The sequence below is a fragment of the Acidaminococcus hominis genome (genome assembly GCF_900291475.1).
Lineage (GTDB): Bacteria > Bacillota > Negativicutes > Acidaminococcales > Acidaminococcaceae > Acidaminococcus > Acidaminococcus hominis.
The window spans coordinates 549,951-575,698 of sequence record NZ_OLMM01000005.1 but is presented as its reverse complement, the minus strand read 5'-3'; the positions used below and the strand labels follow the sequence as shown (position 1 = coordinate 575,698).

General features: G+C 55.5%; 18 protein-coding genes. 2 read left to right on the top strand and 16 right to left on the bottom strand.

All coding sequences use genetic code 11. The features are described from left to right. Positions 1 to 5: 5 nt before the first annotated feature. The 4 genes from kdsB to lpxB are packed head-to-tail and all read right to left on the bottom strand — an operon-like array spanning position 6 to position 6,258. Positions 6 to 791 carry a 3-deoxy-manno-octulosonate cytidylyltransferase gene (gene kdsB / locus C7E10_RS09085; RefSeq protein WP_105326976.1) on the bottom strand — a complete coding sequence of 262 codons (786 nt, stop codon included), beginning with the start codon at positions 789 to 791 and terminating at the stop codon, positions 6 to 8. Further along, positions 788 to 3,322 (bottom strand): tetraacyldisaccharide 4'-kinase, encoded by a 2,535-nt coding sequence (lpxK, locus tag C7E10_RS09080; RefSeq protein ID WP_105326975.1) that lies wholly within the window; start codon positions 3,320 to 3,322, stop codon positions 788 to 790. Before lpxK ends, kdsB begins: the two co-directional genes overlap by 4 nt. Before the next feature lie 18 nt (positions 3,323 to 3,340). Continuing rightward, positions 3,341 to 5,125, bottom strand: coding sequence for an ABC transporter ATP-binding protein (locus C7E10_RS09075; protein ID WP_105326974.1), 1,785 nt, complete (start codon positions 5,123 to 5,125; stop codon positions 3,341 to 3,343). Continuing rightward, entirely contained in the window at positions 5,122 to 6,258 is a 1,137-nt protein-coding gene (gene lpxB / locus C7E10_RS09070; RefSeq protein WP_234997692.1) for a lipid-A-disaccharide synthase, read from the bottom strand. Before lpxB ends, C7E10_RS09075 begins: the two co-directional genes overlap by 4 nt. A 560-nt stretch (positions 6,259 to 6,818) precedes the next feature. Here lpxB and C7E10_RS09065 point away from each other — a divergent pair. Further along, the gene (locus C7E10_RS09065; RefSeq protein WP_105326972.1) at positions 6,819 to 8,405 is read left to right on the top strand and encodes a bifunctional aspartate transaminase/aspartate 4-decarboxylase; all 1,587 of its coding nucleotides are present in this window, start codon (positions 6,819 to 6,821) and stop codon (positions 8,403 to 8,405) included. A 27-nt stretch (positions 8,406 to 8,432) separates the two neighbouring features. Then, positions 8,433 to 10,163 carry an aspartate-alanine antiporter gene (gene aspT, locus C7E10_RS09060; protein WP_105326971.1) on the top strand — a complete coding sequence of 577 codons (1,731 nt, stop codon included), beginning with the start codon at positions 8,433 to 8,435 and terminating at the stop codon, positions 10,161 to 10,163. Between the two features lie 94 nt (positions 10,164 to 10,257). Here aspT and C7E10_RS09055 read toward each other — a convergent pair whose 3' ends face one another. From C7E10_RS09055 to C7E10_RS09000, 12 genes are all read right to left on the bottom strand, one after another. Further along, positions 10,258 to 11,178: a carbon-nitrogen hydrolase family protein gene (locus C7E10_RS09055; RefSeq protein WP_105326970.1), complete on the bottom strand. Its 921-nt coding sequence runs from the start codon at positions 11,176 to 11,178 to the stop codon at positions 10,258 to 10,260. Between the two features lie 137 nt (positions 11,179 to 11,315). After that, positions 11,316 to 12,122, bottom strand: a complete 807-nt coding sequence (locus C7E10_RS09050; protein ID WP_105326969.1) for an LpxI family protein — start codon at positions 12,120 to 12,122, stop codon at positions 11,316 to 11,318. Positions 12,123 to 12,128: 6 nt separating this feature from the next. Then, entirely contained in the window at positions 12,129 to 12,938 is an 810-nt protein-coding gene (lpxA, locus tag C7E10_RS09045) for an acyl-ACP--UDP-N-acetylglucosamine O-acyltransferase (protein ID WP_105326968.1), read from the bottom strand. 15 nt (positions 12,939 to 12,953) lie between these two features. Continuing rightward, positions 12,954 to 14,309 (bottom strand): UDP-3-O-acyl-N-acetylglucosamine deacetylase, encoded by a 1,356-nt coding sequence (gene lpxC / locus C7E10_RS12330; RefSeq protein ID WP_160101860.1) that lies wholly within the window; start codon positions 14,307 to 14,309, stop codon positions 12,954 to 12,956. A 3-nt stretch (positions 14,310 to 14,312) separates the two neighbouring features. Further along, positions 14,313 to 15,212, bottom strand: coding sequence for a lysophospholipid acyltransferase family protein (locus C7E10_RS09035; RefSeq protein WP_105326967.1), 900 nt, complete (start codon positions 15,210 to 15,212; stop codon positions 14,313 to 14,315). A gap of 27 nt (positions 15,213 to 15,239) precedes the next feature. Next, a complete protein-coding gene (locus tag C7E10_RS09030) occupies positions 15,240 to 15,845 on the bottom strand; it encodes a YjbH domain-containing protein (RefSeq protein ID WP_105326966.1) in 606 nt (201 codons plus the stop codon). 27 nt (positions 15,846 to 15,872) lie between these two features. Next, on the bottom strand, positions 15,873 to 16,898 hold the full coding sequence (gene lpxD, locus C7E10_RS09025; protein ID WP_105326965.1) for a UDP-3-O-(3-hydroxymyristoyl)glucosamine N-acyltransferase: 1,026 nt from the start codon (positions 16,896 to 16,898) through the stop codon (positions 15,873 to 15,875). Between the two features lie 68 nt (positions 16,899 to 16,966). After that, the gene (locus tag C7E10_RS09020) at positions 16,967 to 17,371 is read right to left on the bottom strand and encodes an OmpH/Skp family outer membrane protein (protein WP_105326964.1); all 405 of its coding nucleotides are present in this window, start codon (positions 17,369 to 17,371) and stop codon (positions 16,967 to 16,969) included. A 15-nt stretch (positions 17,372 to 17,386) separates the two neighbouring features. Then, positions 17,387 to 18,319, bottom strand: a complete 933-nt coding sequence (locus C7E10_RS09015; RefSeq protein WP_105326963.1) for an outer membrane chaperone Skp — start codon at positions 18,317 to 18,319, stop codon at positions 17,387 to 17,389. Positions 18,320 to 18,348: 29 nt separating this feature from the next. Continuing rightward, positions 18,349 to 18,822 carry an OmpH/Skp family outer membrane protein gene (locus C7E10_RS09010; RefSeq protein ID WP_105326962.1) on the bottom strand — a complete coding sequence of 158 codons (474 nt, stop codon included), beginning with the start codon at positions 18,820 to 18,822 and terminating at the stop codon, positions 18,349 to 18,351. Positions 18,823 to 18,857: 35 nt separating this feature from the next. After that, positions 18,858 to 21,092 (bottom strand): BamA/OMP85 family outer membrane protein, encoded by a 2,235-nt coding sequence (locus C7E10_RS09005; RefSeq protein WP_105326961.1) that lies wholly within the window; start codon positions 21,090 to 21,092, stop codon positions 18,858 to 18,860. Between the two features lie 173 nt (positions 21,093 to 21,265). Beyond that, the gene (locus C7E10_RS09000; RefSeq protein ID WP_105326960.1) at positions 21,266 to 25,597 is read right to left on the bottom strand and encodes a translocation/assembly module TamB domain-containing protein; all 4,332 of its coding nucleotides are present in this window, start codon (positions 25,595 to 25,597) and stop codon (positions 21,266 to 21,268) included. Between the last annotated feature and the right edge of the window lie 151 nt (positions 25,598 to 25,748).

The following is a 25,748-nucleotide window of genomic DNA, read 5'->3' as shown; positions in this document are numbered from 1 at the left end:
ATGGGTTACTCCTTTCCTTCTTCCGCCTTGGCGGCTTCTTCCGCAGCCTTGGCCTTTTCGGCTTCCAGCTGGGTGAAAATTTCGTTGGCCTTATGCAGGTCTTCCGGCGTATCAATGCCCACCCCTTGGAAATCAGAGGTCAGCACCTTAATCTTTACGCCGTTTTCCAGGGCCCGCAGCTGCTCCAGGCCTTCCACCCGTTCCAGGGGCGTGGGCAAAAGGGCAGCAAACTTCAGCAGGAAATCCCGGCGGTAGGCGTAAATGCCTACGTGCTTGTACACCTTGACTTCCGGCAGGTCATGCCGGGGATAGGGAATCAGACTCCGGGAGAAATACAGGGCATAGCCGTTCTCGTCGGTAACGACTTTGACGGCGTTGGGATTCTGGAAATCCTCGGGCTGCATTTCTGTCTTGATGGTGGCCATTTCCAGGCCGTCGTTGTCCGCAAAGGCCTGGGCCAGGTCATCGATGACCTGGGGCGGAATCATGGGTTCGTCTCCCTGGACGTTGACAATCACGTCCACGTCTTCGTAGCTCAGGGCTACTTCGGCCAGCCGGTCGGTGCCGCTGGGATGGTCCTGGGAGGTCATGACGGCCGTGCCGCCAAATTGTTCTACCGCGTCGGCAATGCGCTGGTCATCGGTAGCTACCACCACCTGATCCGGAATCCGGGCCAGGGCAACCTGCTCATACACTCTTTGAATCACGGTCTTGCCAGCCAGCATAGCCAGGGGCTTGCCGGGAAGACGGGTGGAACCGAAACGAGCTGGGATTACACATAAAACTTTCATTTTACTTGTTTCTCCTTTTTGATGGCGGCTTTGATGGTATCTACAAAAGCTTCCTCACCGCTGGTAATTTGAATTTCCATATCCAGAATATACAGAGGTACATCCCGATGGAGGTAGATAAACTCCGTAGGAATTTTAACGGCATCTTTGCCGGTGGTAATCAGTGCCTTGACGCCCCGGCTGATAGCCTTGTCCATGATGTACTGCATTTCCACCATGCCATAGTCGTGATGGTCGGGGTAACGGATGGCTTCTACAATGTTCAGGCCTTCGCCGGTCATGGTCTGCTCAAAGGAGGACGGGTTGCCGATGGCGGAAAATACCATGACGTGCTGTCCCCGCAGGGCTTCCAGAGGCAGGGCCTTGCTCATATCGTTTTTGTACCAATCTGCGATTTCAATATAGTCGCAGGGTTTGTGGATGCTTTCCACAATGGGCGCCTTGGGGGCGTATTTGTGCAGGGTATCGCACAGGGTGGCCCGGGAAATGGGGGAACTCTGGTCGCATTTGGTAAGCAGGAACAGTCCGGCCCGGCTGAGATTGGCCAGGGGTTCCCGCAGAGTGCCCCGGGGCAGTATGCTGCCGTTGCCAAACATGTTCAGGGTATCCACTAGCACCACGTCCAGGTCCCGGTACAGCTGCCAATGCTGGTAGCCGTCATCCAGGATGATGACCTCGGCCCGGAACTTCTCCACGGCAAATTGGCCGGTAATGGACCGTTCCTTGCCGATGACCACGGGAATGCCGGGCAGCTGCTTGGCCATCAGGAAGGCTTCGTCGCCGGCTTCGTAGGCGGTCATGTAAATCTTCTTGCCATCCGAAACCACGCCGATTTTTTCTTCCCAGTGGGAACGGTAGCCCCGGTTCAGGATTACCACCCGGTAGCCCATCTGCTGGATCATCAGGGCCACTTTTTGGGCGGTAGGGGTCTTGCCGGTGCCGCCTACGGTAATGTTGCCGATGGAAATCACGCAGCAGTCCAAATGGGTCTTGGGCAGGGCGCCCAGGCTATAGAGCCCCAGCTTCAGTCGTACGCCGGCTTCGTATAAAACGGACAGAACCCGGAGGAAGGCCAGCACGCACCAGTCCAGGATACTGCTGTCCTCACCATGGGACAGGTGAATCAGGTACTGGGTTACGGCGTCGCCGGGACGCATCCGGGGACTGATTTCATCGTTGATGTTGCGGGTATTGATTTTGTAGTGGTTGTTCACCATGCTTTCGGTGGCGGTCAGGCTCAGCAGCTCCTTCAGGTAGGCAATGGTCCGCACGGCAGCGCCGCGGTTTTCCCGGATGACCTGGAGGGAGGCATCCCCCATCTTCTTGCGCAGGGCATCGTCCTTAAAGATTTTCAGGAACATTTGGGTCATTTCTTCCCCGTTGTTAATCTGGACGCAGGCCCCTACCTTGCTGAGCAGGGCAAAGGAATCCTTGAAGTTGGACATGCTGGGCCCTACAATGATGGGTTTGGCATGGGCAGCGGGTTCCAAAACGTTGTGGCCCCCGTGCTGGATCAGGCTGCCGCCGACAAATACGGCATCCCCTACGGCGTAGATCCGGCCCAGTTCCCCGATGGTGTCAATGAGCACCACATCGTAGACGGGACGGCTGCCGGCTGGCAGTTCCTTCAGCTTGGAACGGAGTCCCAGCTTCAGGCCGTACTTTTGGGCCAGCTGGGCAATCTCATGGATGCGGCCAGGTTTCCGGGGCGCCACAATCAGCCGAGCGTGGGGGAATTTCTTTTGGATATCCAGAAAGCTCTTAAAGAGGGTTTCTTCTTCGGTGGGATGGGTGCTGCCGGCTACAATTACCGGATAATCGCTGCCCAGTCCCAGTTCTTCCTTATACTGAGCCAGATCTTCCGGCGTCACTTCTGCATAGGTCTGGTCGAACTTGGTGTTGCCGGTAACAAAGATTCGGCGCTTTTCGGCGCCCAGATGCTCAATGTACTCGGCGTCAATGGAAGACTGCATACAGAAACGGGTAACGCTGCCCATCATGTCGGCCAAGATGCCAAACAGGTACCGGTAGCTTTTGACGGACTTGTCGGAAATCCGGCCGTTGACCATCATCACCGGAATCCGGCGGAGCTTCACGGCCCGCAGGAAGTTGGGCCACAGTTCCGTTTCCACCGGCATGAAAATCCGGGGCATAATGCGTTTTACAAAGGATTCGGACACAAAGGGCAGATCCAGGGGGAAGTAGATGATGGCATCAGCTTCCGGAATGATCTGGTGGGCCATGTTGTAGCCCCCGGTGGTCACGGCGGACACCAGAATCTTGGCGTCGGGCATGGCCTTGCGGATTTCCTTCACCAGCGGGCTGGTAGCTACGATTTCGCCCACGGAAGCCCCGTGGATCCAGATACAGTTTTTATGGGCTACGGCGGCAATCTCGTCATCCCGAATCAGGCCGATGCTTTGCCGGAAGCGGCGGGGAAACCCTTTTTCCCGGAAATACCGCCAGGTAAAGTACGGCAGGATTACGATGATAAATAATACTGTCGCCAAGAAATTATACAAATAATACATCCTCTGACCTCGTTTTCGTTAGTCTTCTGCGTCCTCGTCCGTTTCATGGGATTGTTGGGCTGCGCCTTTTTTCACTACCTTTTTTTCTTTGAATTGAATATCGTGGAGGTGGGCATACAGGCCATGGAGAGCCATCAGCTGGCTGTGGGTGCCTTCTTCCACAATGACGCCCTTATCCAGTACCAGAATCTTGCTGGCGTTTTGGATGGTGGACAGCCGGTGGGCAATAACGAAGGAAGTTCTGCCGACCATCAGCCGGTCCAGGGCTTCCTGTACCACCCGTTCGCTTTCCGTATCCAGGGCGGAGGTGGCTTCGTCCAAAATCAAAATCCGGGGATTCTTCAAGATGGCCCGGGCAATGGAAATGCGCTGGCGCTGACCGCCGGAAATGTTCACGCCCCGGTCGCCCAAATGGGTTTCGTAGCCCTGGGGCAGCTGGACGATGAATTCATCCGCATTGGCTGCTTTGGCAGCGGCAATGACTTCTTCCCGGGTGGCATCCAGCCGTCCGTAGAGGATGTTGTTGTAGACGGTATCGTTGAACAGGTTGGTTTCCTGGGGCACAATACCTACCTGCTCCCGGAGGGAAGCAACGGTAACATCCCGGATATCGTGGCCGTCAATGCTGATGCTGCCGCCGGTCACATCGTAGAACCGGGGCACCAGGTTGGCGATGGTGGATTTGCCGGCGCCGGAGGGGCCTACCAGGGCCACTGCCTGACCGGGTTCCACGTTAAAGTTCAAATGTTTCAGGATGGGTTCACCGGGATTGTATTCAAAGGATACATCCTTAAATTCCACATAGCCCTTTACCGGAGGCAGGGCAATGGCGTCGGGCTTTTCCGGAATTTTTTCTTCCAGGTCCAAGACGCCGAAAACACGTTCCGCAGCAGCCAGGGCCCGCTGGATATTGCCCAGTACCCGGGCAATCCGCTTGATGGGGTTGGAAATGTTGATGGCGTACACCAGGAAAGCAATCAGGGAACCAGCGGAAATCTCGTCGTTGATTACGCTGCGCCCGCCAAACCAGATGATGGCCGTTACGCCCAGGGCGGCAATGAATTCGATGACAGGGGACAGGGTGCCCATGAGCTTGGCGCTTTTCATGTTGGCATAGAAGTTTACCCGATTCTGCCGGTCAAACCGCTCAATTTCGTAGGGTTCCCGGACGAAGGATTTGACCACCCGGGTGGAGGACAGGGTTTCCTGAAGCACACTGGTGATATCCGCCGTGGCCTGCTGGATCCGGCGGCCGGACTGACGGATTTTCTTGCCGAAGAAGTCCATAAAGAACAGTACCACCGGGAAGGTGCAGAAGGTAAAGACCGTCAGCTTCCAGTCCAGGTACACCATGGCACAGATGGAGCCGATGAGCACGCTGGTTTCGGTGATGATTTCGATGCTGTTGTCCACCATAGCTGCCTGAAGGGCCTGCACGTCGTTGGTGACGTAGCTCATGATGGTGCCCAGTTTGTTCCGGTCATAGAAGCGGGTATCCAGTTCCATGAGCTTGCGGAACACCTTGCTGCGCACGTCGATGACGATGCTTTCGCCTACGTAGTTCATCAGGTAGCTCTGGCCGTAATAGAATATCCCTCTGGCAAAGAAAATGACGATAATGCCCACGGCAATCAGGTTCAATAGGCCGCTGTTCTTGTCAGAGAAGACCTTATCGATAACGTCCCGGACAATCCAGGGCACGTACAGGTTGGCCGCTGCCGTCATAATGGTACAGAAGCCCGCGGCAATCAGCCGGGGGATGTAGGGTCTGATAAATTGGATAATACGAAAGTACAGGTTCATGAGTTCTCCTTAGCTGTCTGTAATATCAAGGCGGCGGTGCGCGCTACGGCACCTGGCCGGCCCAGCTTGGAAACGGCTTGGGCCAGCTCCCCGCGTACGGTCTTTCCTTCCACTGGGTCAAGAAACGCCAGTACGGAGGAAGCCATGTTTTCCGGTGTCAGTTTTTCTTGGATCAGTTCCGGCAGGATTTCCTTGCCTGCCAGGATGTTGGGCAGGCCGATGTATTTCACATAAACCAGGTGCCGGGCAATGGCTATGCTCAGGGCACTGGCCCGGTAGCAGATGACGCTGGGCAGACCGCACAGGGCACATTCCAGGGTCACGGTACCGCTGGTGGCAAGGGCGGCATCCGACGCTTTCATCACGTCGTAGCCGTCCCCCTCCACCAGCCGGACAGGCACGGGGGAAGTCCTGAGGATACTCTCCAGCAACTCCGTATCAATGGACGGGGCTTTCTGGAGGATGAAGTCCACCTCCGGCCTGGCCTTTTGGATCAGCGGCAGTGCCTTCAGCATCACCGGAAGCACCCCGGTAATTTCCTTTACCCGGGAGCCCGGAAGCAGCAGCACCACCGGGTGCCCTTCCCGCTTGCCGATTTTCCGGTTCCGTTCTTCCGGGGTCAGCACCGGTTTTACAATATCCACCAGGGGATTTCCTACGAACTCCACCGGGGCTCCGGCTGCCTTATACACATCATAGGCAAAAGGATAGATGCAGGCCACCCGGGTGGCTAACCCAGCCACCATTTTGGCCCGGCTGCGGCGCCAGGCCCAGGCCGACGGGGGAATGTAGGAAAATACGGGAATACCCAGGCTTTTGGCCACCTTGGCCACCCGCATATTGAAGTCCGGGTAATCCACCGTTACGAACACGTCCGGCTTCCGTTCTTCCATGGCTTTTTTGAAGGCATTTTTCAGTGCGAAAAGCCGGGGCAGCTGCTTCAGTACTTCTACAAACCCCATTACACTGTAATCCTTATAGTCAAACAGCACTTCGCCGCCGGCTTCCCGCAGCGCAGCCCCGCCCATGCCAAATACCTGGGCCGTGGGGTCCTGGGCCAGGATGGCCCGGGTCAGTGCCGCCGCGTGAAGATCTCCGGAGGCTTCTCCGGCTGATATGAAGATTCGCGTCACCCTGTTTTCTCCTCTCTCGTTTCGAACATAAGTGTACATTATATTTTAGCACATCCGGGCGACCCATTCCAAATATTTCCATAAAATATCAAAATTGGGCCAAATGGTCGGATTTCCTGCGTTTTTTTCATAGGTACAACAGGGGTGCCTGGGGAGTTCGTGCCCTTGGGGGGCAAAATCCATTGCCAGGGTAACCGTCCCCTTCTTTTCCGGCAGCCGAAAAATTTTCGCTGCGTTAATTCTGAAGAATTTTTCCCCTCCCAGAATAATTGTTTTCTTTCCCCAAATCGTCTTAAGGCACGTTTGCTGTCAAGACATCATCACTTTTAATAATGCTGAATCCCGCTTATTTCGGGAAAAATCGGGATATATTCATCACTATTGTACTTTAGCTTATATATAGTTTTTTTATCTTCACATAATTCTTCATTTCTCGCACATTTTATCCTTCGTAAAGTCAATTTTTTCTGTGAACAAATCAATAGTTATTATTGTTTTTACAACTTTCCAGGTGTAAGATGATGTTATCAATACAATATCATTATGGGAGGTCGATGCACATGATTACCAAGGCATACGAACGGGAAATGGAAACTTTAGGCGCTTTTGAAGTCAGCAGCAAAATGCTGAAATTGGCACAGGGCAACGAAAAGCATAAGACGTTTTTGAACGCAGGCCGGGGCAACCCCAACTGGATCAATGCCTTGGGACGCCTCGCCTTTAGCAAATGGGTGGAATTTGGCGTAGTGGAATCGGAACGGACCATCCACAACGGGAATCTGGCCGGCTATATTGAAGGGGACGGCATTATCACCCGGTTCCAGGAATTTTTCCGGGAAGACGATGACGTCAACAACTTCATCAAGGCTTCCGTGGATTATATGGCGGATACCCTGAAACTGGACCGGCAGGAAGTAATCCTGGAATTTGCCAACGGGGCTGTGGGCAACAACTACCCGGTGCCCAGCCGCTGCCTGGTAAATACGGAAAAGGTACTGAACGCCTATTTGGAAAAAGCCCTGTACCCGGGCACGGGCCTTGCCCAGCACACCAAGGTATTCCCGGTGGAAGGCGGCACGGCAGCCATTGTCTATATCTTCGATTCCTTAAAGCATAACGGACTCTTAAAGGAAGGGGACAAGATTGCCATCAACATGCCCATCTTCACCCCCTATATCCAGATTCCCCGGCTGACCAATTTTGAGCTGGCGGAAATCAATGTGACCTCCACGGAAGACAATCTGTGGGAAATCCCCGATGAGGAAATGAACAAGCTGCTGGATCCGTCCATCAAGGCCTTCTTCCTGGTGAACCCTTCCAACCCGGGCTCCCACGCCTTGGGCAAGGAATCCCTGGAACGGTTCAAGACCATTACGGACCAGCGGAAGGATTTGATTGTCATCACCGACGACGTGTACGGCACCTTCGTCAAGGACTTTACCTCCGTCTACGGGGTGGCTCCCTACAATACCCTCCTGGTATACTCCTTCTCCAAACTGTTTGGCTGCACCGGCTGGCGGCTGGGGCTCATTGCTGCCCATGACGTAAACGTGTACGATGACCTGTTGGCCAAACTGCCGGAGGACACCAAGAAAACCCTGGATTCCGACTACTCCATTGTCACCCTGGAGCCCCGGAAAATGGCCATGCTGGACCGGATCAACGCAGACAGCCGTTCCATCGGCCTGTACCACACCAGCGGGCTCAGCACGCCCCAGCAGATCCAAATGGGGCTGTTCGCCCTGACCCACCTGCTGGCCAAGGACCCGGACCCGTACTTTACGGAAGCGGACAAGCTGGTGGCAAACCGCTACCATACCCTGTACAAGACCCTGGGCGTGCCGGAAGATGACACTCCCACCAACGCCAAGTACTACACCATTTTGGATATTTACCGGATTGCCGAACTGAAATACGACAAGCCCTTCCGGGAATATCTGGAAAAGAACTACGAACAGATCGACTTCCTGATGCGGCTGTCCGAAGAAGAAGGGGTAGTCCTCATGGAAGGCTTGGGCTTTGATGCGCCCTCCGGCACCCTGCGGGTATCCCAGGCCAACCTGCCTGATGAAGCCTACGCCAAGATTGGCCGCCGGATTCTGGACCTGCTGGAGGAATACCACAAGGAATATCTCAAGCAGAAATAAGTTCTGCCTGGAAAGGAAGCGGTTACTATGACATTGACTTTCTGGTCCCAGGAGGCCCTGGAGTTTACCCGGCACGCAGCTGCGGTACTCCCGGGAGATGTGGGACATTACCTGCTAGGCAACGCCGCCATTGTGATTTTCCTCTGCCTGGCCATCGGCTATTGGGTGGGGAAAATCAAAATCGGCTCCTTTAACGTGGGCGCCACGGTAGGCACCCTGCTGGCCGGCCTGTTAATCAGCCTGGCCCTGGCCTCCTACGGCCGGTTTGAGATTTCCGGCCTGGTGAAGACCATCTTCTTCAGCCTGTTCATTTTCTCCATTGGCTACGAGGTGGGGCCTTCCTTCTTCAACAGCCTGAAAAGTTCCGGGGTGAAGATTATCATCTTCTCCGTATTCTTTGCGGTGGTGGCCTTTGCCACAGCCTATATTGTCTGCTCTATGCTGCACATTGAGGCTGGGGAAGCTGCCGGCATCATCGCCGGAGCCCTGACCCAGTCGGCGGTCCTGGGCACTGCGGATTCTTCCCTGAAGGAAGTGCTGTCCGGCACCCAGCTGGCCCAGGCCCAAAGCAACATGGCCGTGGCCTACGCCCTGACCTACGTGTTTGGCACCGCCGGAGTCATCATCTTCATCCGGAATATTGTGCCGGCCCTGTGCGGGGTCAACCTGAAAGAAGCCACCAAACAGAAAATTGAAGCCATCCATTATAAGGAAGCCAGCGCCGGCGACCAGACCGTCAGCCTGATCAAGGCCCGGGCTTTTGTGGTGGACGACAAGACCAACTTTGTGGGCAAGACCGTGGCAGACCTGGAAGCCCATCATAACAACACCCTGACCGTGGAAAAGCTCATCCGCGGCGGCCAGGAAGTTCCCCCCAAAGGGGACACGGTGCTGCAAAGCGGCGACCGGGTGACCTTTATGGGTTCCCTGGCCTCCATGGTGGACGTGGAGAAATCCGGGGCCCAGGAAATCCTGGACGCCCAAAGCCTGTCCCTGCCCCTGGTTAAAAAGACCATTTTCCTTACCCAGGGCTTCTCCCAGGAGGTACTGAAGAACCTGACGGTACTGGGCATCTACACCGTTTCCGCCACCCGGAACGGTTCTCCCCTGCCGGAGGGCACTCCCTTTGCGGTAGGCGACCAGCTGGTGCTGGCGGGCCCGCCCAAGATGGTGGCCCAGGTCCAGAAGCAGCTGGGCTACGCCAAGGATACCGGGGACGATACAGATGTCAGCTTCCTGTCCCTGGGTATTGTGGTGGGGCTTTTGATTGGGGCCATTTCCATTAATATTGCCAGGGTTCCCATTACCCTGGGTTCCGGCGGCGGTGCCCTGTTTGCCGGCCTGTTCTTTGGCTGGTACCAGAGCAAGCACCAGAATAAGGGGCTGCTGCCGGCAGCTACCCGGTGGTTCCTGAAGAGCGTGGGCCTGAACCTTTTCATCGCCATTGTGGGCCTGTCCGCCGGGGCGGACTTCCTGTCAGCCCTGAAATCCATGGGCGTGTCCGTGCTGCTTGTAGGCGCGGTAATTTCCCTTGTGCCCCATTTTATCAGCGTGTTCTTCGGCAAATACGTGCTTCATATGGACCCCGTAGATATCTGCGGCTCCTTAACCGGGGCTGGTACCATTACGGCCGGCTTAAACGGCCTGGTGGAAGAAACCAACTCCAGTGTCTTTGCGTTAAGCTACACACCGGCCTATGCCGCTGGGAACATTCTCCTGACGGTGATGGGACCCCTGATTGTGGCTCTTCTGAAATAAGCCTTAGGCGAACTCCCTAAAAAGGACGCCTGCCCTCCTGCCCCAGCCAGCTTTGGCCAAGGTAAGAGGACGGGCGTCCTTTTGTTTCTGCGATTTATCCTTTTTTCACGGTCAATTGGAGCAGATCCGGCCGGGAATAGTGACCGCAGGGGTCAAATTCCATCCGGCTGGCAGGTACCTGCTGCATATCCAAATCGGCGTACAAAATGCCTTCCTTGTCCCACAGGACTTCCGTTACCGGGTGGCCGTAGGGGTCAATGATGCAGCTGCCGCCCCGGCACACCAGGTCCGGCAGAGCCGCAATTTCCGCTTCCCCGCTGACCGTTTGGGGGTAATCCTTCCGGCCAAAGACCATGTCCGCATTGATAAAGTAGCAACGGCCTTCAAGGGCAATGTGCCGGATGGTATCCTGCCATTCCGGGTTGTCGTTGGTATTGGGGGAAATGTACAGGCTGATGCCCTGCTGGTACAGGGCCACCCGGGCCAAGGGCATGTAGCTTTCCCAGCAGATCAAATTCCCCATGGGGCCCCAGGGAGTTTCCATAACGGGGAAGTAATCCTGGTTTCCGTCCCCCCACACCACCCGCTCGCTGCCGGTGGGTTTGATTTTCCGGTGGTTCAGGGCCTGGCCATCCGGAGCAATCATCAAATTGGAATTGTACAGGGTACCGGTTACGGCGTCCTTTTCCGAATAGCCTAGGCTCAGGTACACCCCATATTTTTTCGCCCGGTCGATAATTTCCTGCATTTCCGGTCCGTCAGACAGCAGGGAATTGTCGTAGTAGGTTTTCCAGTCTTCCCGGCCCTTTTCGCTGCGGCTGCCTACCCGGAAGCCAAAGGTCAGCCCAAAGGGATAGCCCGGGATAAAAAGTTCCGGAAAGACAATGAGCTTGGCCCCCTTGGCGGCACAGGTATCAATGAGCTGAAGGGCCTTTTTGAGGCCTGCGGTTTTGTCAAACATCACCGGGGTGGCCTGAATCAAAGCAATTTTACAGATGGTTTCAAGTTCCTTCACAGCATACCCTCCCATGGTATATTAGATTAGGGCTATTGTACCACAGAATATCCTAGAAAGACAGTCGAATTTCTGTTCCAAATTAAGCAAAAAAGAGCCATGGCCGCAGCCATGACCCTTCTGTTTTATGCAATGCTTTATTTGGCTACCACGGTAATGTTGTGGTCGTCTGCCAGTTTCAGGGCTTTTTCCCGTTCTACCAAAAGGGTCCGGCCTGCTTCCATGACAATCCCGGCACAGCCGGATTCAATCATGGATTCAATGGTCCGCACGCCCACCCCCGGCATATCGAACCGGTTATCCTGGGCCGGCTTGGCGGTTTTGGCCACAATGGCCTTTTTGCCCAGCTTGCCGCCCCGGAGGATGCAGGCATCGGTGCCTTCAATGGCTTCCACGGCCAAAATGGCTTTGTTCTTTACCACTACGGTTTGGCCAATGTCCAGGCCGCCGATTTTCTTAGCCATGTCAAAGCCGTATTCCATGTCCGCCCATTCTTCCTGGGTGGGTTTGCGTTTACTGAGCACACCGGCCTTGGGCATCAGGTCCTGGAGAAACAGGGTCTGGTCCATAACGTGGATGTTCAGGTCTTCCAGCTTCTTTACCAGGGCATTCATGATGGTATCGTCGTGGCGGTCCGGCAGGGACATCAGCAGTTTCACCGCCTGCCAGTCGGGCACCAGGACGCCCCCGGAGTAGAGGATTTCCTTGGTGACCTTGCCGATCATGGTGACCTGGGCCACCTTTTCCTGCTGGAGGGTCTTAAAGATTTTCCCTACCTTGCCGATGTTGATGGCGTAGAACGCATCTGCTTCTTTGGGCAGGTCTTCATGGGTGCCGGGCACCAGGGCAATCACCACGGTCCGGTACCCTTCCTTTTTGGCGCCCCGGACCACATCCACCGGCAGGTGGCCTACACCGGCCAGTACGCCTAAGATTTTATCCATGCCTTTTTACTCCCGCAGACCCCGGGAAGAAGAACGGCAAATGCCTCTTTCTACCGTGCGCAGGAAGCGCATGAAATGTTCCACTTCTTCGTAGCTGTTCAGTTCCTGTTCCATGGTTTCAATGGCTTCCGGCAGGGACAGGCCTCTCTTGTAGAGAATCTTATAGGCTTTTTTCAGTTCTTTCCGGACTTCCAGGGAAATCCCAGCCCGGGAAATACCTACGCTGTTGAGCCCTGCTACGTAAGCGGGGTTGCCGGCTACAATCACAAAGGGAGGCACGTCCTGGGAAATCCGGCTCATACCGCCGCACATGGCGTTGCGGCCGATTTTGGTGAACTGGTGCACGGCAGTGAGCCCGCCGATAACTGCCCGGTCTTCCACGATTACGTGGCCGGCCAGAGTTGCTACGTTGCTCATGATCACGTTGTTGCCCACAATGCAGTTATGGGCCACATGGGTATAGGCCATCATCAGTACGTTGTTGCCGATGCGGGTTTCGTTGCCTTCGCCTACAGCCCGATGGACGGTGGCGCATTCGCGGATGGTTACATGGTCACCAATGATGGTGGTGGTGTCTTCACCCTTGTACTTCAGGTCCTGGGGCACTTCACCGACACTGGCGCCCTGGAAGAATTCGCAATTCTTGCCAACGATCGTCCGTCCGGTAACAACCACATGGGGATGAATCACCGTACCTTCGCCAATCTTGACATGTTCCCCAATTACAGAGTACGGGCCGATTTTGACATTGGGGCCAATCTCAGCACCCGGTGCAATGATGGCGGTCTCATGTATCATTGTAGAATCTGCTGTCATTTTTTCACTCCACCTTTATTGTTTATTCTCGGCCAGGGCAAAGAAGAAGTCCCCTTCGCACGCCGGCTCGCCGTCCACCGTTCCTTCGCAGTGGGCGATACCCATATTTCCTTTGATTTTCGTAATGATGGCCGTGGTTACCAGCTGGTCCCCGGGTTTAATGGGACGGCGGAAACGCACTTTATCAATTTTGCCAAAGACGGCAATCTTGCCCCGGTTTTCTTCAGGATACAGCAGGGTTACGCCGCCTACCTGGGCCATGGCTTCGATGAGCAGCACCCCGGGCATAATGGGGTTGCCAGGGAAGTGCCCGATAAATTGGGGTTCATTCATGGTGATGTTTTTGATGCCAACGGCTCTCTTCATGGGTTCCAGCTCAATGATCCGGTCGACCAGCAGCATGGGATACCGATGAGGCAGAATTTTTTGGATTTCCTGAATATCTAATGTAATCATGTCCTTGCTCCTTACCGCGTTCTCGCTTGTATTCATACCGGAAGCCTCGGGGGCTTCGTGGTGGTATTCATGGTGATGCTCATGGACGCGTCTGTATTCATCAATCTGCCGGGAAATATGGTCATTCAAGGCATGACCGGATTTCATGCAGATGATATGGGCATGAATGGGGCCCAGCAAATACAGGTCACCGATGACATCCAGAATCTTGTGGCGGATCAGTTCATCCGGAAAACGGGGTACGGACAGGATCTTGTCCTTGCCGAATACCACCACGTTGTCCAGGTTGCCGCCCAGGCCCAGGCCCATTTTTTGCAGCTGGGCAATTTCGTCCTCAAAAGCCACTGTACGGGCTGAGGCAATTTCTTTAAGCAGGTTGTCCCCTTTGTCTTCCACGTCAAACACCTGGGTCCCCAGCAGGGGATGGGGATTGATGGAAGTAAAGGTAACCCGGTAACCTTCGTAGGGCAGGATCACAATGGAACGGTCCCCATCGTAGTAGGAAAAGGACCGGTTCACATGGTACACCTGACGTTCTGCAGCCTGCTCCGCCAGGCCCACGGACTGAATCTGATCGATAAAGGACTGGGCAGAGCCGTCGCCTACAGGGGGCTCGGCAGAAGACATTTCCACGTAGCAGTTGTCCACCTTCAAAATGGCAAAAGCAGCCATCACGTGTTCAATGGTGGTTACGCTGGCGCCATTCTCACTGAGGGTAGTGGCCCGGGTGGTTGCCGTAATATTAGAAGCCACAGCATGGACTTGGGGCCGTCCTTCCATATCCGTCCGAATAAAGACAATGCCCGTATCCGCCGGTGCCGGCAAGAGGGTCATCACCACCATTTTTCCAGAGTGGAGCCCAATGCCGTCGCAGGATACCGCCTGCTTCAGGGTATGTTGTTTTTCCACGGTCATCCATCACACGCCTTTCATATATTTTTCGTACCGCTTCCGGCCATCCTTCCAGCGGTCATGAACCCAGAACCACATGGCTGGGTCCAGTTTGATTTCCCGCTCGGCGATGACCATCAATTCTTTCATTATACCACTAACATCTGCATCCCGGTCAGCGGTCTTGGGAGTATGCAGCGCCGGATATATCCGCGCTGTCAGCGTCCCGTCCGGGTTGTTATGCATAAACAGGGGCACAATGGGCGCCCCAAAGATTCGGGACAGGTGGGCAGCGCCGTCGGGAACCCGGGAAGGTTTCCCAAAAAACAGCAGATGCTCCCCGGTGTGGGCCGAATCCTGGTCGTACAAAATACCCACCAGGTGTTTCTCCTTCAGGTAGCGGCCAATGGCCAGCATACTGTTGCCCCCATGGTTATAGGTCACGTGCTGTCCCACCATGCGCCGGTAGTCGTTGATGAACCGGTCCATGGCCCCGTTGTTCTGCTTGCGGGTAATGGACAGGATGGGATAACCCAAAAGGGCCATGGAAGCCCCCAGCATTTCCCAGTTTCCATAGTGGGCCGTAGCTATGCAGATGCCCTTGTTTTCCGCATAGGCCTTTTCCAGATTTTCCAGGCCTTCAAAATGGACAATATTCCGGAAGTTGTCCTTGGTCAGCAGCGGGTACCGCAGCACCTCAATCAGCATCCGGCCAAAGCGGGTAACGCTTTCCTTGGCGATGGCTTCCGCCTCTGCGTCCCCCACCCCCAGGCAGTCCTTGATATTTTCCTTTGCCATATAGCGGCGCCATTTGGGCACCACATACCAGCCCAGGTGCCCCAAAAGCCAGGCCAGCGCCCGGTTCAGGCAGTGGGGCTGGTGACAGACCAGCCAGCTGATAAACTGCATGAGTTTATAGGCAGCCATCCAGGTCCCTCCTCATTCAAACGATAATTAGAACGTCAGGTTGACGCCCCCGTACAGGTGATGGGTGCGCACGCCCACTTCCGCCTGCAAGAACCGGGTTACGGGCACGGCGGCACCGTAGTTGAAGTGGCTGCCGTCGTATTCTCCCATCAGGGTCACGTTGTAGCCCAAAAGGTGCACGTCTTTTTCCAGGGCTGCGAAACCATGTTTATACTGGTCCGTGCCGATGCCGGCGTGAATCTTAAAGTCCGCAGGCAGGGCCTTGCTGGCAGCAATATAGCCCCGGCGGTCCTTCTGGTCGCTGATATCCTGGACGCCAATGGCGATAGCGGGGGTTACCGGAGTTTCCCGGAGAACCTGCCACTTGGCGCTGACGGTGTTGTATGTATCCCCGTGCTTGGGGTTTACGTGGCTGCCAGCCACTTCCAAGCCTAAAGGCAGGGCTACGTTGCCCCGGACGGTCTTGGCATCCTTGGTCCAATCCAAACCGGCGGATACATGGCCGGGCAGCCGAACATACCCGCTGGGGGCGTTGATGATCCCGGAAGTACCATCCGTCAGGGTTTTGGCCTGGGCACTAGCGGGCAAAAGCGCCAGCCCCAGACAAAGGGTCAGCCAAAATTGTTTTTTCATGATGCTTGCCTCCTATCACAGTTTCCGTTATTTCTTTTCCAGTTCCTTCACGGTCTTTTCCAGCCGGCGGACCTTTTTCATCAGGTCGCCCAGCTTCCGGACCTGGGCCTGTTCCCGCAGCCATTCCACGTGGGGCTGGGCCGGGAAGCCTGCCCAAATCACGTTGTCAGGCACATCGGAAATAATCCCGGTGCGGCCGGCAAAGGTGCAGTTGCTGCCAATCTTCAAATGGCCGGCGGTAGCGGCCTGCCCCCCGAAGGTGGTGTTGTTGCCTACGGTGACGCTGCCGGAAATCCCCACATGGGCTACCAGGATACAGTTTTCACCGATAATATCGTTGTGGCCCACATGGACCAGGTTGTCGATTTTGGTTCCCTTGCCAATGACCGTGCTGTCCACGGTAGCCCGGTCAATACAGGTGTTGCAGCCGATTTCCACGTCGTCTCCTACCACTACGTTGCCGGTTTGGAGGACCTTGGTGTGCTTGCCGTCAGCGGTAATGTAGCCGAAGCCGTCCCCGCCGATAACAGCACCTGCCTGAAGGATTACCCGATTCCCCAGCACGCAGTTTTCCCGGACGGTAACGTTGGAATACAGGGTGCAGTCACTGCCGATTTTCACGTGCCGCCCTACGTATACATGGGGGTAGATGACCGTGTTGTCGCCGATTTCCGCATCCTCAGCCACGTAGGCAAAGGGCAGTACGGCCACATTCTTGCCCACCCGGGCAGAAGGATGGATGAAGGCGTATTGGCTGATGCCGCCCTTCACTTCTTCAGGGGGCCGGAACAGGGCCAGCAGCCGGGCAAAGCAGGCCCGGGGATTCTCCACGGCGATAATGGCCTGAGAACCTTCAAATTGGGCTCCTGCGGGGATCATAATGGCCCCTGCATGGGATTTGCCTGCTACTTCCAAATACGGCGGAACAGCGAAAGAAATCTGGTTGGCCTGGGCTTCTTCCAGCCCATTGACTCCCTGAATCACCAGCTGCGGGTCTCCCTGCAGAATTTTCCCCTCCAGTGCGTCAGCCAATTCCTGTAAAGTTTTTTCCATATCAATTTCCTTTCGTTTTGTGATGGTACGGGAAAAAGGGCGAACCCAGGTCCGCCCTTACAAAAGCATTATTTCATGGCTTTGATGATGTCGTCGGTAACGTCCACCCCGCCCTGAGGCACGGCTTCCTTAACCAGAATGGCGCTCAGGTTCTTTTCTTTGGCAACCGTTGCAGCAGCGGCGTCAAAGCTGCTCTTAACCTTGTTCTGGGCATCTGCCTGAAGAGCCTGCATCTTGGCGCTCTTGTCTTGAACAATCTTCTGGACTTCTTCCTGGCTCTTGCCGGCGGTTTCCTGGTTCAGCTCATCTTCCATGGCTTTGCCTTTGGACTGGAGATCAGCCGTTGCATCCTTGAATACCTGGCTTTCCTGCTGGACCTTGTTCATATCCACCACGCCAAATTGGGCGTTCCGGCCGCAGCCGAAAGAAAAGAGTGCCATAACGAGCATACACAGAACAAAGATTTTTTTCATATTTTTCCATCCCTCTTACTGAACTATTTTTTGTACTTCACTGCTGACCTGGTCGGTAATATCATCGGCGCTGATATTGGCCCGAGGGTTCCGGAAAATCAGCGTGTATTTCCGGGTCAGGTTGATTTTCTTGATGGCGCTGAGGATGTCGCTGTCGATATCGTCCTTGAGTGCCTGTTCATCGCTTTCCTGCTTTTGGATCTGTTTGTCCATGGAGGCCAGCAGCTTGTCCAGCTGCTCTTTCCCAGGAGAGGCCGCAAGGCCCTTGGGTCCCAGTTTGAAACCGGTTTGTTCCTGGATTACCTGGTCCGCCAGCTCTTTGGCGTAAGCCTGAAGCCGGGCCTGGGAAGCGGCAATGTCCGCCCCCAGCTTCTGCTGCAGCCAGGCTTCCTTCTTGGCATTCACTTCGTCCAGATCCTTCTGGCGTTTGGCCAGCAGTTCATCCTGTTCCTGGAGGACCGCCTTCTGGGCTTCCTCGGTCATCTTGATGCTGCCCAGCTTCAGTCGCAGGTTGAACAGGGGAATGCGGTATTTTTCTTCCACAGCCTCCCGGTCCTGCTTTACCTGGGCTTCTGCCTCCGTCTCCAGGGCTTCCCGCTTTTTTCGGAGCAGGTCGTTTTCCTGGGACTGCTTTTCCGCCATTTTGGCAGAAATCTGGGCCCGCTTGAACTGGTCGGCTCCCAGATTCTTGATGTTCTTCATTTTCCCCAGGAGTTCCAGCTGCTGGCGGCCATTTTCCATCTGCCGCTGCCGCAGCCATTTGGCTGTCTCCAGCGTTTCCTGCTGATGCTTCCATTCTTTGTACTTGGGATGCTGCTGGACCAGTTTATCCCAGTCCACCACCGCAAAGCGGGGTTTTTCCTGCTCCCAGGGCAGTTTTGCCTGGGAAAAGCCACAGCCGCCCAAAAGCAGAAGCCCTGTCAGCAATAGACCGATCAGCCGGCGCATGAGACATTCCTCCTATCTTCGGGGTGGGATTATTTACCCTTTTTCAGCTCAGCCTGTACATCGGCGGTAACATCTACGCCGCCGTACACCACTGCGCCTTCGTTGACGATGACGGTCAGGCCTTTGGTCTTGCCTACAGCCAGGATGGCATCATCCGCTTTCTTTTTCAGAGGTTCTACCAGTTCCTTCTCCTTGGCTTGGAGCTTTTCCTGGGTTTCCTGCTGGAGTTTCTGCTTGTCGGCATCACTCATATCCTTACTCTTTTCCTGAAACTCCTTTTGGCTGTCCTGCATTGCCTGCTGCATCTGCCGCTGGGCATCATCAATGCCGGGTACGGCGGACATCACCTGGTTGTAGTTGATCTTGCCAATGGCGGAGTTCAAGGTGCCCGTGTCCCCGCCCAGGTGACCCTGTACGGCCAGGACAAATACACCGACAACCATAATGGCTGCAATTACCAGTGAAATCAATTTCACGGTTTTCTTATTGGCCAATTCCATCATTTTCCTATCCCTGCTTCCTTATTGCTGCAAATTTGTTAGAACGTACCGCCAAAGCTGAAGTGGAAGCGGCCGCCTCTATTATCTCCATCCAAACGATAGCCGTAGTCCAGTTTGATGGGTCCTAACGGGGAGTTGATCCGCAGGCCCAAACCAATGGAGTGCTTCATATCGCTCAGGTCGAAATCAGTTTCATCGTAATCCTTGCTCCAGGCATACGCCGTATCCGTGAAGAACACGCCCTGTACCTTCTTGATGATGGGATACCGGAATTCCAGGGAGCCCTTCAGCATGCTGTTGCCCTTGAACTGGTCATCCTTGTAGCCGCGCAGGATATCGCTGCCGCCCACCGCAAAGCGCTGGGACAGGGGCATATCCCCGTTGGCGTAGCCGGCGCCCAGGTTCAGGGCCCAGACGTAATCCTTGCCCATCCGGTAGTAGTAGCGGTAGTCGGCCTGGTACTTCTCAAAGTTGAAGTCTCCGCCGAAGTTGGCCACTTCCACAGAGTAGGACGTACGCTTGCCTTCTCTGGGATCGTAGATGTTGTCACGGGTATCCAGAATCCGGGACAGGGTAATGCTCCGGGTGCTGCCGAAGTTCCGTTTTCTTCTGGCTTCAGCTACGGATTCGCCCTGGCTTACGCCATCATCGATGCCTTCGAAGTACTGGTGGTTGTCATACCCATCCACCGGGCCCTTGTACTTGTCGTCCCGGTTTTTCAGGGTGATCATGTTGGTGATGAATTCGTTATCGGTTACCCGGCTGAAGAACAATTCTTCGCCAATGCGTTTCTTGTAGTAACGGGCGATTTCGTTGCCGTCCCGGTTGTAATCGATGTATTCGTTGGTCATGTTGTAGAACGTCAGGCCAGCGGTGGTTTCCTTGTCGTCGATCCAGGGTTTCACGTAGGAAACTTCGAAGTTGGACTTGGTTTCGGAGTCGCCGCCGAATTCCCAACGGGCGTTGACGCTGTCGCCGATGCCCAGGAAGTTCTTGTCGCCGATGCTGACCATGCCCAGGAAGCCGTCGGCATCACTGTAGCCGGCGCCGATGCCGAAGGTACCGGTGCTGGTCTCCACCACAGAGATTTCCACGGATACGGTGTTGGGCATCTGGCCCGGGTTCAGGCGGATGTTCACGTCTTCAAAGTAGCCCAGGTTGTAGATCTTCTGCATGCTCCGGCGCGCCAGTTTGGCATTGAAGGGTTCACCCTTCTTCATGCGCATTTCCCGGATGATGACGTAATCCTTGGTCTTGGTGTTGCCCTTCACCCGGTAGTCTTCAATAACGCCTTCGCTGACCTGCACAATCAGAGTGCCGTTATCCAGCATCCGCACATCGCTGACCTTGGCCAGAATGTAGCCCTGTTCGCTGTAGAGGCTTTCCACCTTCCGGGCGCCAATACTTACGTCCCGGGAGTTTAATACCTGGCCGATGGGCAGGTTCAGAGCCTTTTTGATATCTCCCGTGGAGATTTTTGTATTGCCTTCAATTTCCAGGTCCTGAAGCACAGGATTTTCCTGGACCTGGTACGCAATCTGTACCCCTTCCGGCACTTTGGTGAACACCGGCTTCACATCATAGAACCAGCCGGTTTCGTAAATGGCCCGGACATCGTCCTGGAGGGCTTCCTTGGTAAACTTGGTGCCGGCGGGCATTTTCAGCACATCGGTGAGCTTGGAAGCGTCCTCGTGGGTGTTGCCAGTAAAGGTTACCTTGGTCACCGTTTGGCCCACGTACGGGTCGGAGGCTTTGGCCAGGGCATCATAGCGGCTTTCCTGGCTGTTGATGTCGTAGTCGGACAATACGGACTGCTGCAGGATGCTGCGGCCGGGAAGCTGCTTGTTCTGGGCTTCCTCAATTTCCTTTTGCTGGGTGGCCCGGGCCTGTTCCTGCTCCTGGTCCGCTTCCTGCTGCTGCCGTTCCTTTTCCAGTTTTTCCTTGCCTACTTTTTCAATGTAGGTTACGCCATTGCGGCGTACTTCCCGGTAACGGGGTGCATCTTCGTCCGCAGCCTTTTGGGTATCGGTTGTGCCCGTTTGGGATTGCGAATTCTGTGCCTGCTGCCCAGCGTCCGGCTGTTGGGACTGAGTTTCCTCGGCCGTGCCGATTTCAATTTTTCCCACTTCCTGGTCAGTTTTGGTTACGGTCTTATGGCCGGTCAGATCGATGACGGAGCCATGGGACTCCTGTGCAGCATATGCTGGTGTGGTCAGTGCCAGTGAAGCCAGAACTGCAATGGACAACTGCCGCCAGTTAACATGATTCTTCATAACTTACCCCCTAAATAGGTGCTTGGCAATCTATAGCTACCATACGCCCAGGTTACATATCCAGTTAATTATACATTTTATCGGTAGATATTTCCAGTCCCGGAGAACAGAACTCGCTGTTTTCTCCGGGACTATTTTGTAAATTTTTCTTTTTTTGAGTGTGACACCGGGCTTTAGAACCGGGTATGGTACTGTACGCCATACCAATGTTCCTGATCCTGGTTCACCGAGAAGCTCAGGTTTACCTTCTTGGCAATGTAGTATTCCGCAAAGGTATTGTATTCTTCCCCGTCAAACCGGGTGGTGTAGCCCACCTTCAGTTTGTTACCGAAGTACTTGCTTACCAGCACGTTGTACTCCCGGCGGTCCTGGAGGTTGGTTTCATTGGCCCGCTGGGCATCCAGGCTGAAGCCGATGCCGGTCTGAAGGTTGCCGCTGTAAATCCGCAGTTCATCCAGGCCCAAAGCGTCCTTAATGGCGTCTTCCACGTCGGCCAGATAGGTGAGCTGCAAGCCCGCATCTACCAGGCTCTGGACATCTGCGTTGGTCAGGTCCGCGTTATCCGTCTTCAGGGTCAGGAAACGCTTCAGGGTATCCTCGTTCTGGGGCGGGTCACTGGACAGATGAATTTGCAGGTCATCCAGGCTCAGGGGGCCGCTGGCCTTGGCCAAGATGTTGTACTGGCCAAGCCGGGTAAAGGCAGTGAGATCCAATACCGGGATAAAGGTGCCGGGCATGGGCCAGGTCAACTGCCCAAAGCCGATTCTAAAGGGCGTTCCCAGGTATTTCAGGGTGCTGCCCTTGTTCACCGTGATGCTGCTGCCATTCATATAGGGATTTTCCGTGGTGCCGGTGGCGTGGATCTTGCCTCTGGCATGGATATCAAAGAAGGAAGCGTTGTACAGGTGCAGGTCGTCCCCCAGATCCACGGTCACATCCAGGCCCAGGTTGGAGCCGCCGCCGGACAGGTCCGGAATGGAGCTGATGCCCAGGTAGATTTCCTCCAGCTTGAAGTCCGCGGTCACAAAGGGCATGGCGTTCTTTTGCTCCACGGTCAGGTTCCCGTTGATTTTCCCCCGAATCAGGGAGGAGTCGGGCTCTACGTCCTTGACCACAGCCGTCAGCTGATAGGGCTTGCCGGAGGTATCGTGGAGCTGGTAGGAGCCGGACGCGGTAATGCTGCCGTTCTTGCCCACGGTGGTAGAAAATTCCTTCAGGGTAATGGTGTTGCCGGCAAACTGGGCATGGAATTTCATATTGTCCAGGGTGCTGTTGATGCGTTTCAGCTTCACCGTGCCATTATCCATATCGATGGAGCCATTTACCGCATAGTTTTCCAAGGTGCCGGTAATGGCCACGTTGCCGCTGGTAGGGCCTTCCGCCCAATCCACGTATTTGGTCAGGGTGGGCAGGATGGCCAGGTTGCCGTTATCCAAATGGACATCCAGATTCATCTGGGCATGGGGGTTCTTCCGGTCCTTCGGGGCCCGCAAAAGGTCCATGGGGAAGGTACCGTAGGCACTGACCTTGTACACATCCCGCTGAATCAGGAACTGTTCCAGGCTGAACATCTGGTCCCGGAGGGTAACCATGCCGTACAGGCTGTCAAAGGCCACGCCGTTGACGCTGCCTCCGTCCAGTTCCAGGGAGAAGTTGCCCTTGGGGTTATCCAGCGGGCCCTTTACCTGGGCGGCGATGTTCATTTTGCCGGTAACGTCCGGGGGATTATTGGCAAAGGCCACCGTTAACAATTTGGCGCTGGCGGCGTTGGTGGCCAGTTCCAGGTCAACGGTCTTCTTGCGCAGGTCCACATTGCCCTGGGCCGCCAGAATGCCGCCCTGGGCTTCTGTGGCCTGAAGCTTGCGAATCTGCCAGTTGCCGTGGAGGGTGTAGATATCAAAGTCCGCAGCGCTAAAGGGTACGCCCCGGACCTTGCCGTCTTCCACCTTGCCCTTGATGGTCATGCCGGTACCCCGGCCTTTGGGATTCAGTTCAATCCGGCCGGACAGGTAGCCGTCAATGTCCAGATTCAGGCCGCCCATTTGCAGCAGGCTCCGCACATTGCCCCGCTCCACATCTGCCGTCCACTGGATCAGCCGCTGGTCAAAATCGAAATAGGCCTTCAGGGAATAGTCCCCGCCGGTCTTTTGCTGGAAGGTACCTTGCAGGGAATTCACATGGCCGCCCTGGCTTTGGAAGGACAGGGCAAGGCCGGTAAATTCCACGTTATTGATGAAAACCGAGTTAGAGGTGAGAACCCCCTGGAACTGGGGATTGGTGTAGCGGCCGGTAATGCTGCCGCTGAAGTTCACCAGGCCTGACAGGCTCACCTCGTCCTTAAACCAGGGCAGCCGCAGGAGATTGAGGTTCCGGGCATCCAGGCCCAGATTCAGCACCCCGTCCCGAGTCACGGTCCCTGCAAAGGCAGCAGTACAGGACAGCGCCTGGAGCTTAAAGTTCTGCAAGTTCAGGACCACGCCGTCGTAGGTATAGTCCCCGTCCACTTCATCCACCAGGAACTTGTTCACAGACCCGTCGTAGGCATGGACATGGCCGTGGAATTTGGGGTTGGACAAGGGTCCCTGGACGGTAATGGTATTGGTCAGGTTGCCGGTAATGGCAATGGGCGCTTTGGCCAGGGCCGCCAGGGGTTCCAGCCGAATGCCGGTGGTAGTCAAGGTGGCATCCACTACCGGATCTTCCGGTTTCAGGTCCAGGGAACCGTCCAGCACATGGGTACCCTGGTCCATGAGAGCTTCCACCTTATGGAAGGACAATTTCTGGTCCGCCCAGTTCAGGGCCCCATGGACTTCCTGGATTTTCAGGCCCATAAGTTCTGCGTCCTTCAAAGAGAAGGCGCCAAATACCGAGGGGTTGGCCGCAGTGCCGGAAGCCGTCAGGTGGGTGGACAGCTTGCCGCTGCCTTCCTGGCCCGCCAGCCGCAGCAGCGGGGTAATAGGAATATCCGTAAGGTACAAATCCGCTTTCAGAGCCTCGCCTATATAGGAACCGGTACCTGCCAGGGCGCCCCCTTCAGCCGTATAGCCGGACAGCCGGGTTACCGCAACATCGCTGCCGGTAATCAGGGCATCCACCGCCAGCTGGTTCAGGGAAAGCTCGTTCCACTGGAGGGCCAGGTCACTGCTTACGGTCTCCAGCTTCAGGGTGCCGTCGTTGTAGCTGCCCTGGGCGTACAGGGTACCGTTCAGGCCCAGGCTTCCAGCCCGGGGCACAAAACTGCTGAGGTCAATCTGCTGGGCTTCAAAGGAACCAATGCCGCTCTGCTCCTTCCAGTCGTAGGACGCATGAATCACCGCCCTGCCGCCGCCCACTTCTGCGGACGCACCGTTTACTTCTATTCTCTGGCCCTGAATGGACAGGGGCAACCGGAGCTGGGTCAGGGTATAGCCCTGTACGGTCAGGGCGTCACTGGTAAGCACCCCGTCTCCCAGCAGGTTATCCTTGTCCCCGTTCAGGGTAATCTCCGCATTTACAAGGCCCTGGGCCGGCACTTCCACCGGCAGGGCGGACAGATCCAATTGCCTTACCTGCACGGTCAGGCGCTGGGCCTTGGGATTATCCATATCCGACAGGTCCACAGAACCCTGGAGATGGGCTTTCTGGCCGTTTACCGTGGCATCCAGGTCGGAGGCTGTCAGCTTCAGGTCTTCAAAAGCTACATCGCCGCTGGCCGTCAGGTCCAGGGGGATATCGTTATAGGTATAGGTAGCCTGCACCTGTCCCAGGGTACTCTTCCCGGACAAATGATTGCCGTCCTCAGTGCCCGTCCAGGTAATGGACGTATCCGTTACCTGGCCTTTCAGCCCGGTAAGGGGCAGCAGGTGAGCCGCCAGGCTGCGGAAATCATCCAGCCGCAGCAGACCTGTTTCCATGGTAATCTGGCCGTGCCGGTCCGTATCGATGGTGCCGGTGACCTGGATGGTCTGGTCCTCCTTGGTAAGGGCCATCTGAATACCAAACACCGGATTCCGGGCCGGGTCCACTTCGCCCTCCACGCCCATGGTCCACTGTCCATAGGGCATCTGCACGGAAAGTTCCCCATCCCGGATGGCTACCTTGCCCTTAAAGTCCGTACTGGAAGACTGGCTGGGCTTTAATAAGCCTGCCACGTTCCATTCTTCCTGGTCGTTTTGGACCAGGAGCAGCCGGGGCCGTTCCAGGGTAATATGGGTAATGGTTCCCACGGCCCCGCTGCCTCCCAGCAGCTTAAAGGGATTCAGCTCCAGCTTCAGAGCCGGAATCTGGGCCACCAGGTCCCCCTGGGTGGTACGCAGTTCCACATCTTTAACGGTAAAGGCCAGGTCCGGACTGACTTCCACCGTGCTCATTTGCAATTGTCCGTTGATATATTCGGCAGCAGTCTGCTCCACAAACGGGATTGCCCGGTTCAGTCCTGCGGGAAGGATCAGTTTCCACAGAAACAGATATACGCCAAGCAGGATCACAGCACAGACGAGCAGCCATTTTGTTTTCTTGGCCCGCATCTGCATCCTCCTGAAAAATCAGACATTGTTTACCCTATAAGTATAACAGACTCCGCCAGAAAATAAAAACACCACCTGCAAAAGTCCACAAATTTGTGGCTCATGCAGGTGGTATATTATTCCGTTAGTCAGGCTGAAACCACTGCGGCAG

What these genes read in the sequence shown, in the direction of transcription:
- kdsB (WP_105326976.1), bottom strand. Translation starts at nt 791, where the DNA reads ATGAAAGTTTTATGTGTAATCCCAGCTCGTTTCGGTTCCACCCGTCTT.
- lpxK (WP_105326975.1), bottom strand. Translation starts at nt 3,322, where the DNA reads ATGTATTATTTGTATAATTTCTTGGCGACAGTATTATTTATCATCGTA.
- C7E10_RS09075 (WP_105326974.1), bottom strand. Translation starts at nt 5,125, where the DNA reads ATGAACCTGTACTTTCGTATTATCCAATTTATCAGACCCTACATCCCC.
- C7E10_RS09065 (WP_105326972.1), top strand. Translation starts at nt 6,819, where the DNA reads ATGATTACCAAGGCATACGAACGGGAAATGGAAACTTTAGGCGCTTTT.
- aspT (WP_105326971.1), top strand. Translation starts at nt 8,433, where the DNA reads ATGACATTGACTTTCTGGTCCCAGGAGGCCCTGGAGTTTACCCGGCAC.
- C7E10_RS09050 (WP_105326969.1), bottom strand. Translation starts at nt 12,122, where the DNA reads ATGGATAAAATCTTAGGCGTACTGGCCGGTGTAGGCCACCTGCCGGTG.
- lpxA (WP_105326968.1), bottom strand. Translation starts at nt 12,938, where the DNA reads ATGACAGCAGATTCTACAATGATACATGAGACCGCCATCATTGCACCG.
- lpxC (WP_160101860.1), bottom strand. Translation starts at nt 14,309, where the DNA reads ATGACCGTGGAAAAACAACATACCCTGAAGCAGGCGGTATCCTGCGAC.
- C7E10_RS09035 (WP_105326967.1), bottom strand. Translation starts at nt 15,212, where the DNA reads ATGGCTGCCTATAAACTCATGCAGTTTATCAGCTGGCTGGTCTGTCAC.
- C7E10_RS09030 (WP_105326966.1), bottom strand. Translation starts at nt 15,845, where the DNA reads ATGAAAAAACAATTTTGGCTGACCCTTTGTCTGGGGCTGGCGCTTTTG.
- lpxD (WP_105326965.1), bottom strand. Translation starts at nt 16,898, where the DNA reads ATGGAAAAAACTTTACAGGAATTGGCTGACGCACTGGAGGGGAAAATT.
- C7E10_RS09020 (WP_105326964.1), bottom strand. Translation starts at nt 17,371, where the DNA reads ATGAAAAAAATCTTTGTTCTGTGTATGCTCGTTATGGCACTCTTTTCT.
- C7E10_RS09015 (WP_105326963.1), bottom strand. Translation starts at nt 18,319, where the DNA reads ATGCGCCGGCTGATCGGTCTATTGCTGACAGGGCTTCTGCTTTTGGGC.
- C7E10_RS09010 (WP_105326962.1), bottom strand. Translation starts at nt 18,822, where the DNA reads ATGATGGAATTGGCCAATAAGAAAACCGTGAAATTGATTTCACTGGTA.
- C7E10_RS09005 (WP_105326961.1), bottom strand. Translation starts at nt 21,092, where the DNA reads ATGAAGAATCATGTTAACTGGCGGCAGTTGTCCATTGCAGTTCTGGCT.
- C7E10_RS09000 (WP_105326960.1), bottom strand. Translation starts at nt 25,597, where the DNA reads ATGCGGGCCAAGAAAACAAAATGGCTGCTCGTCTGTGCTGTGATCCTG.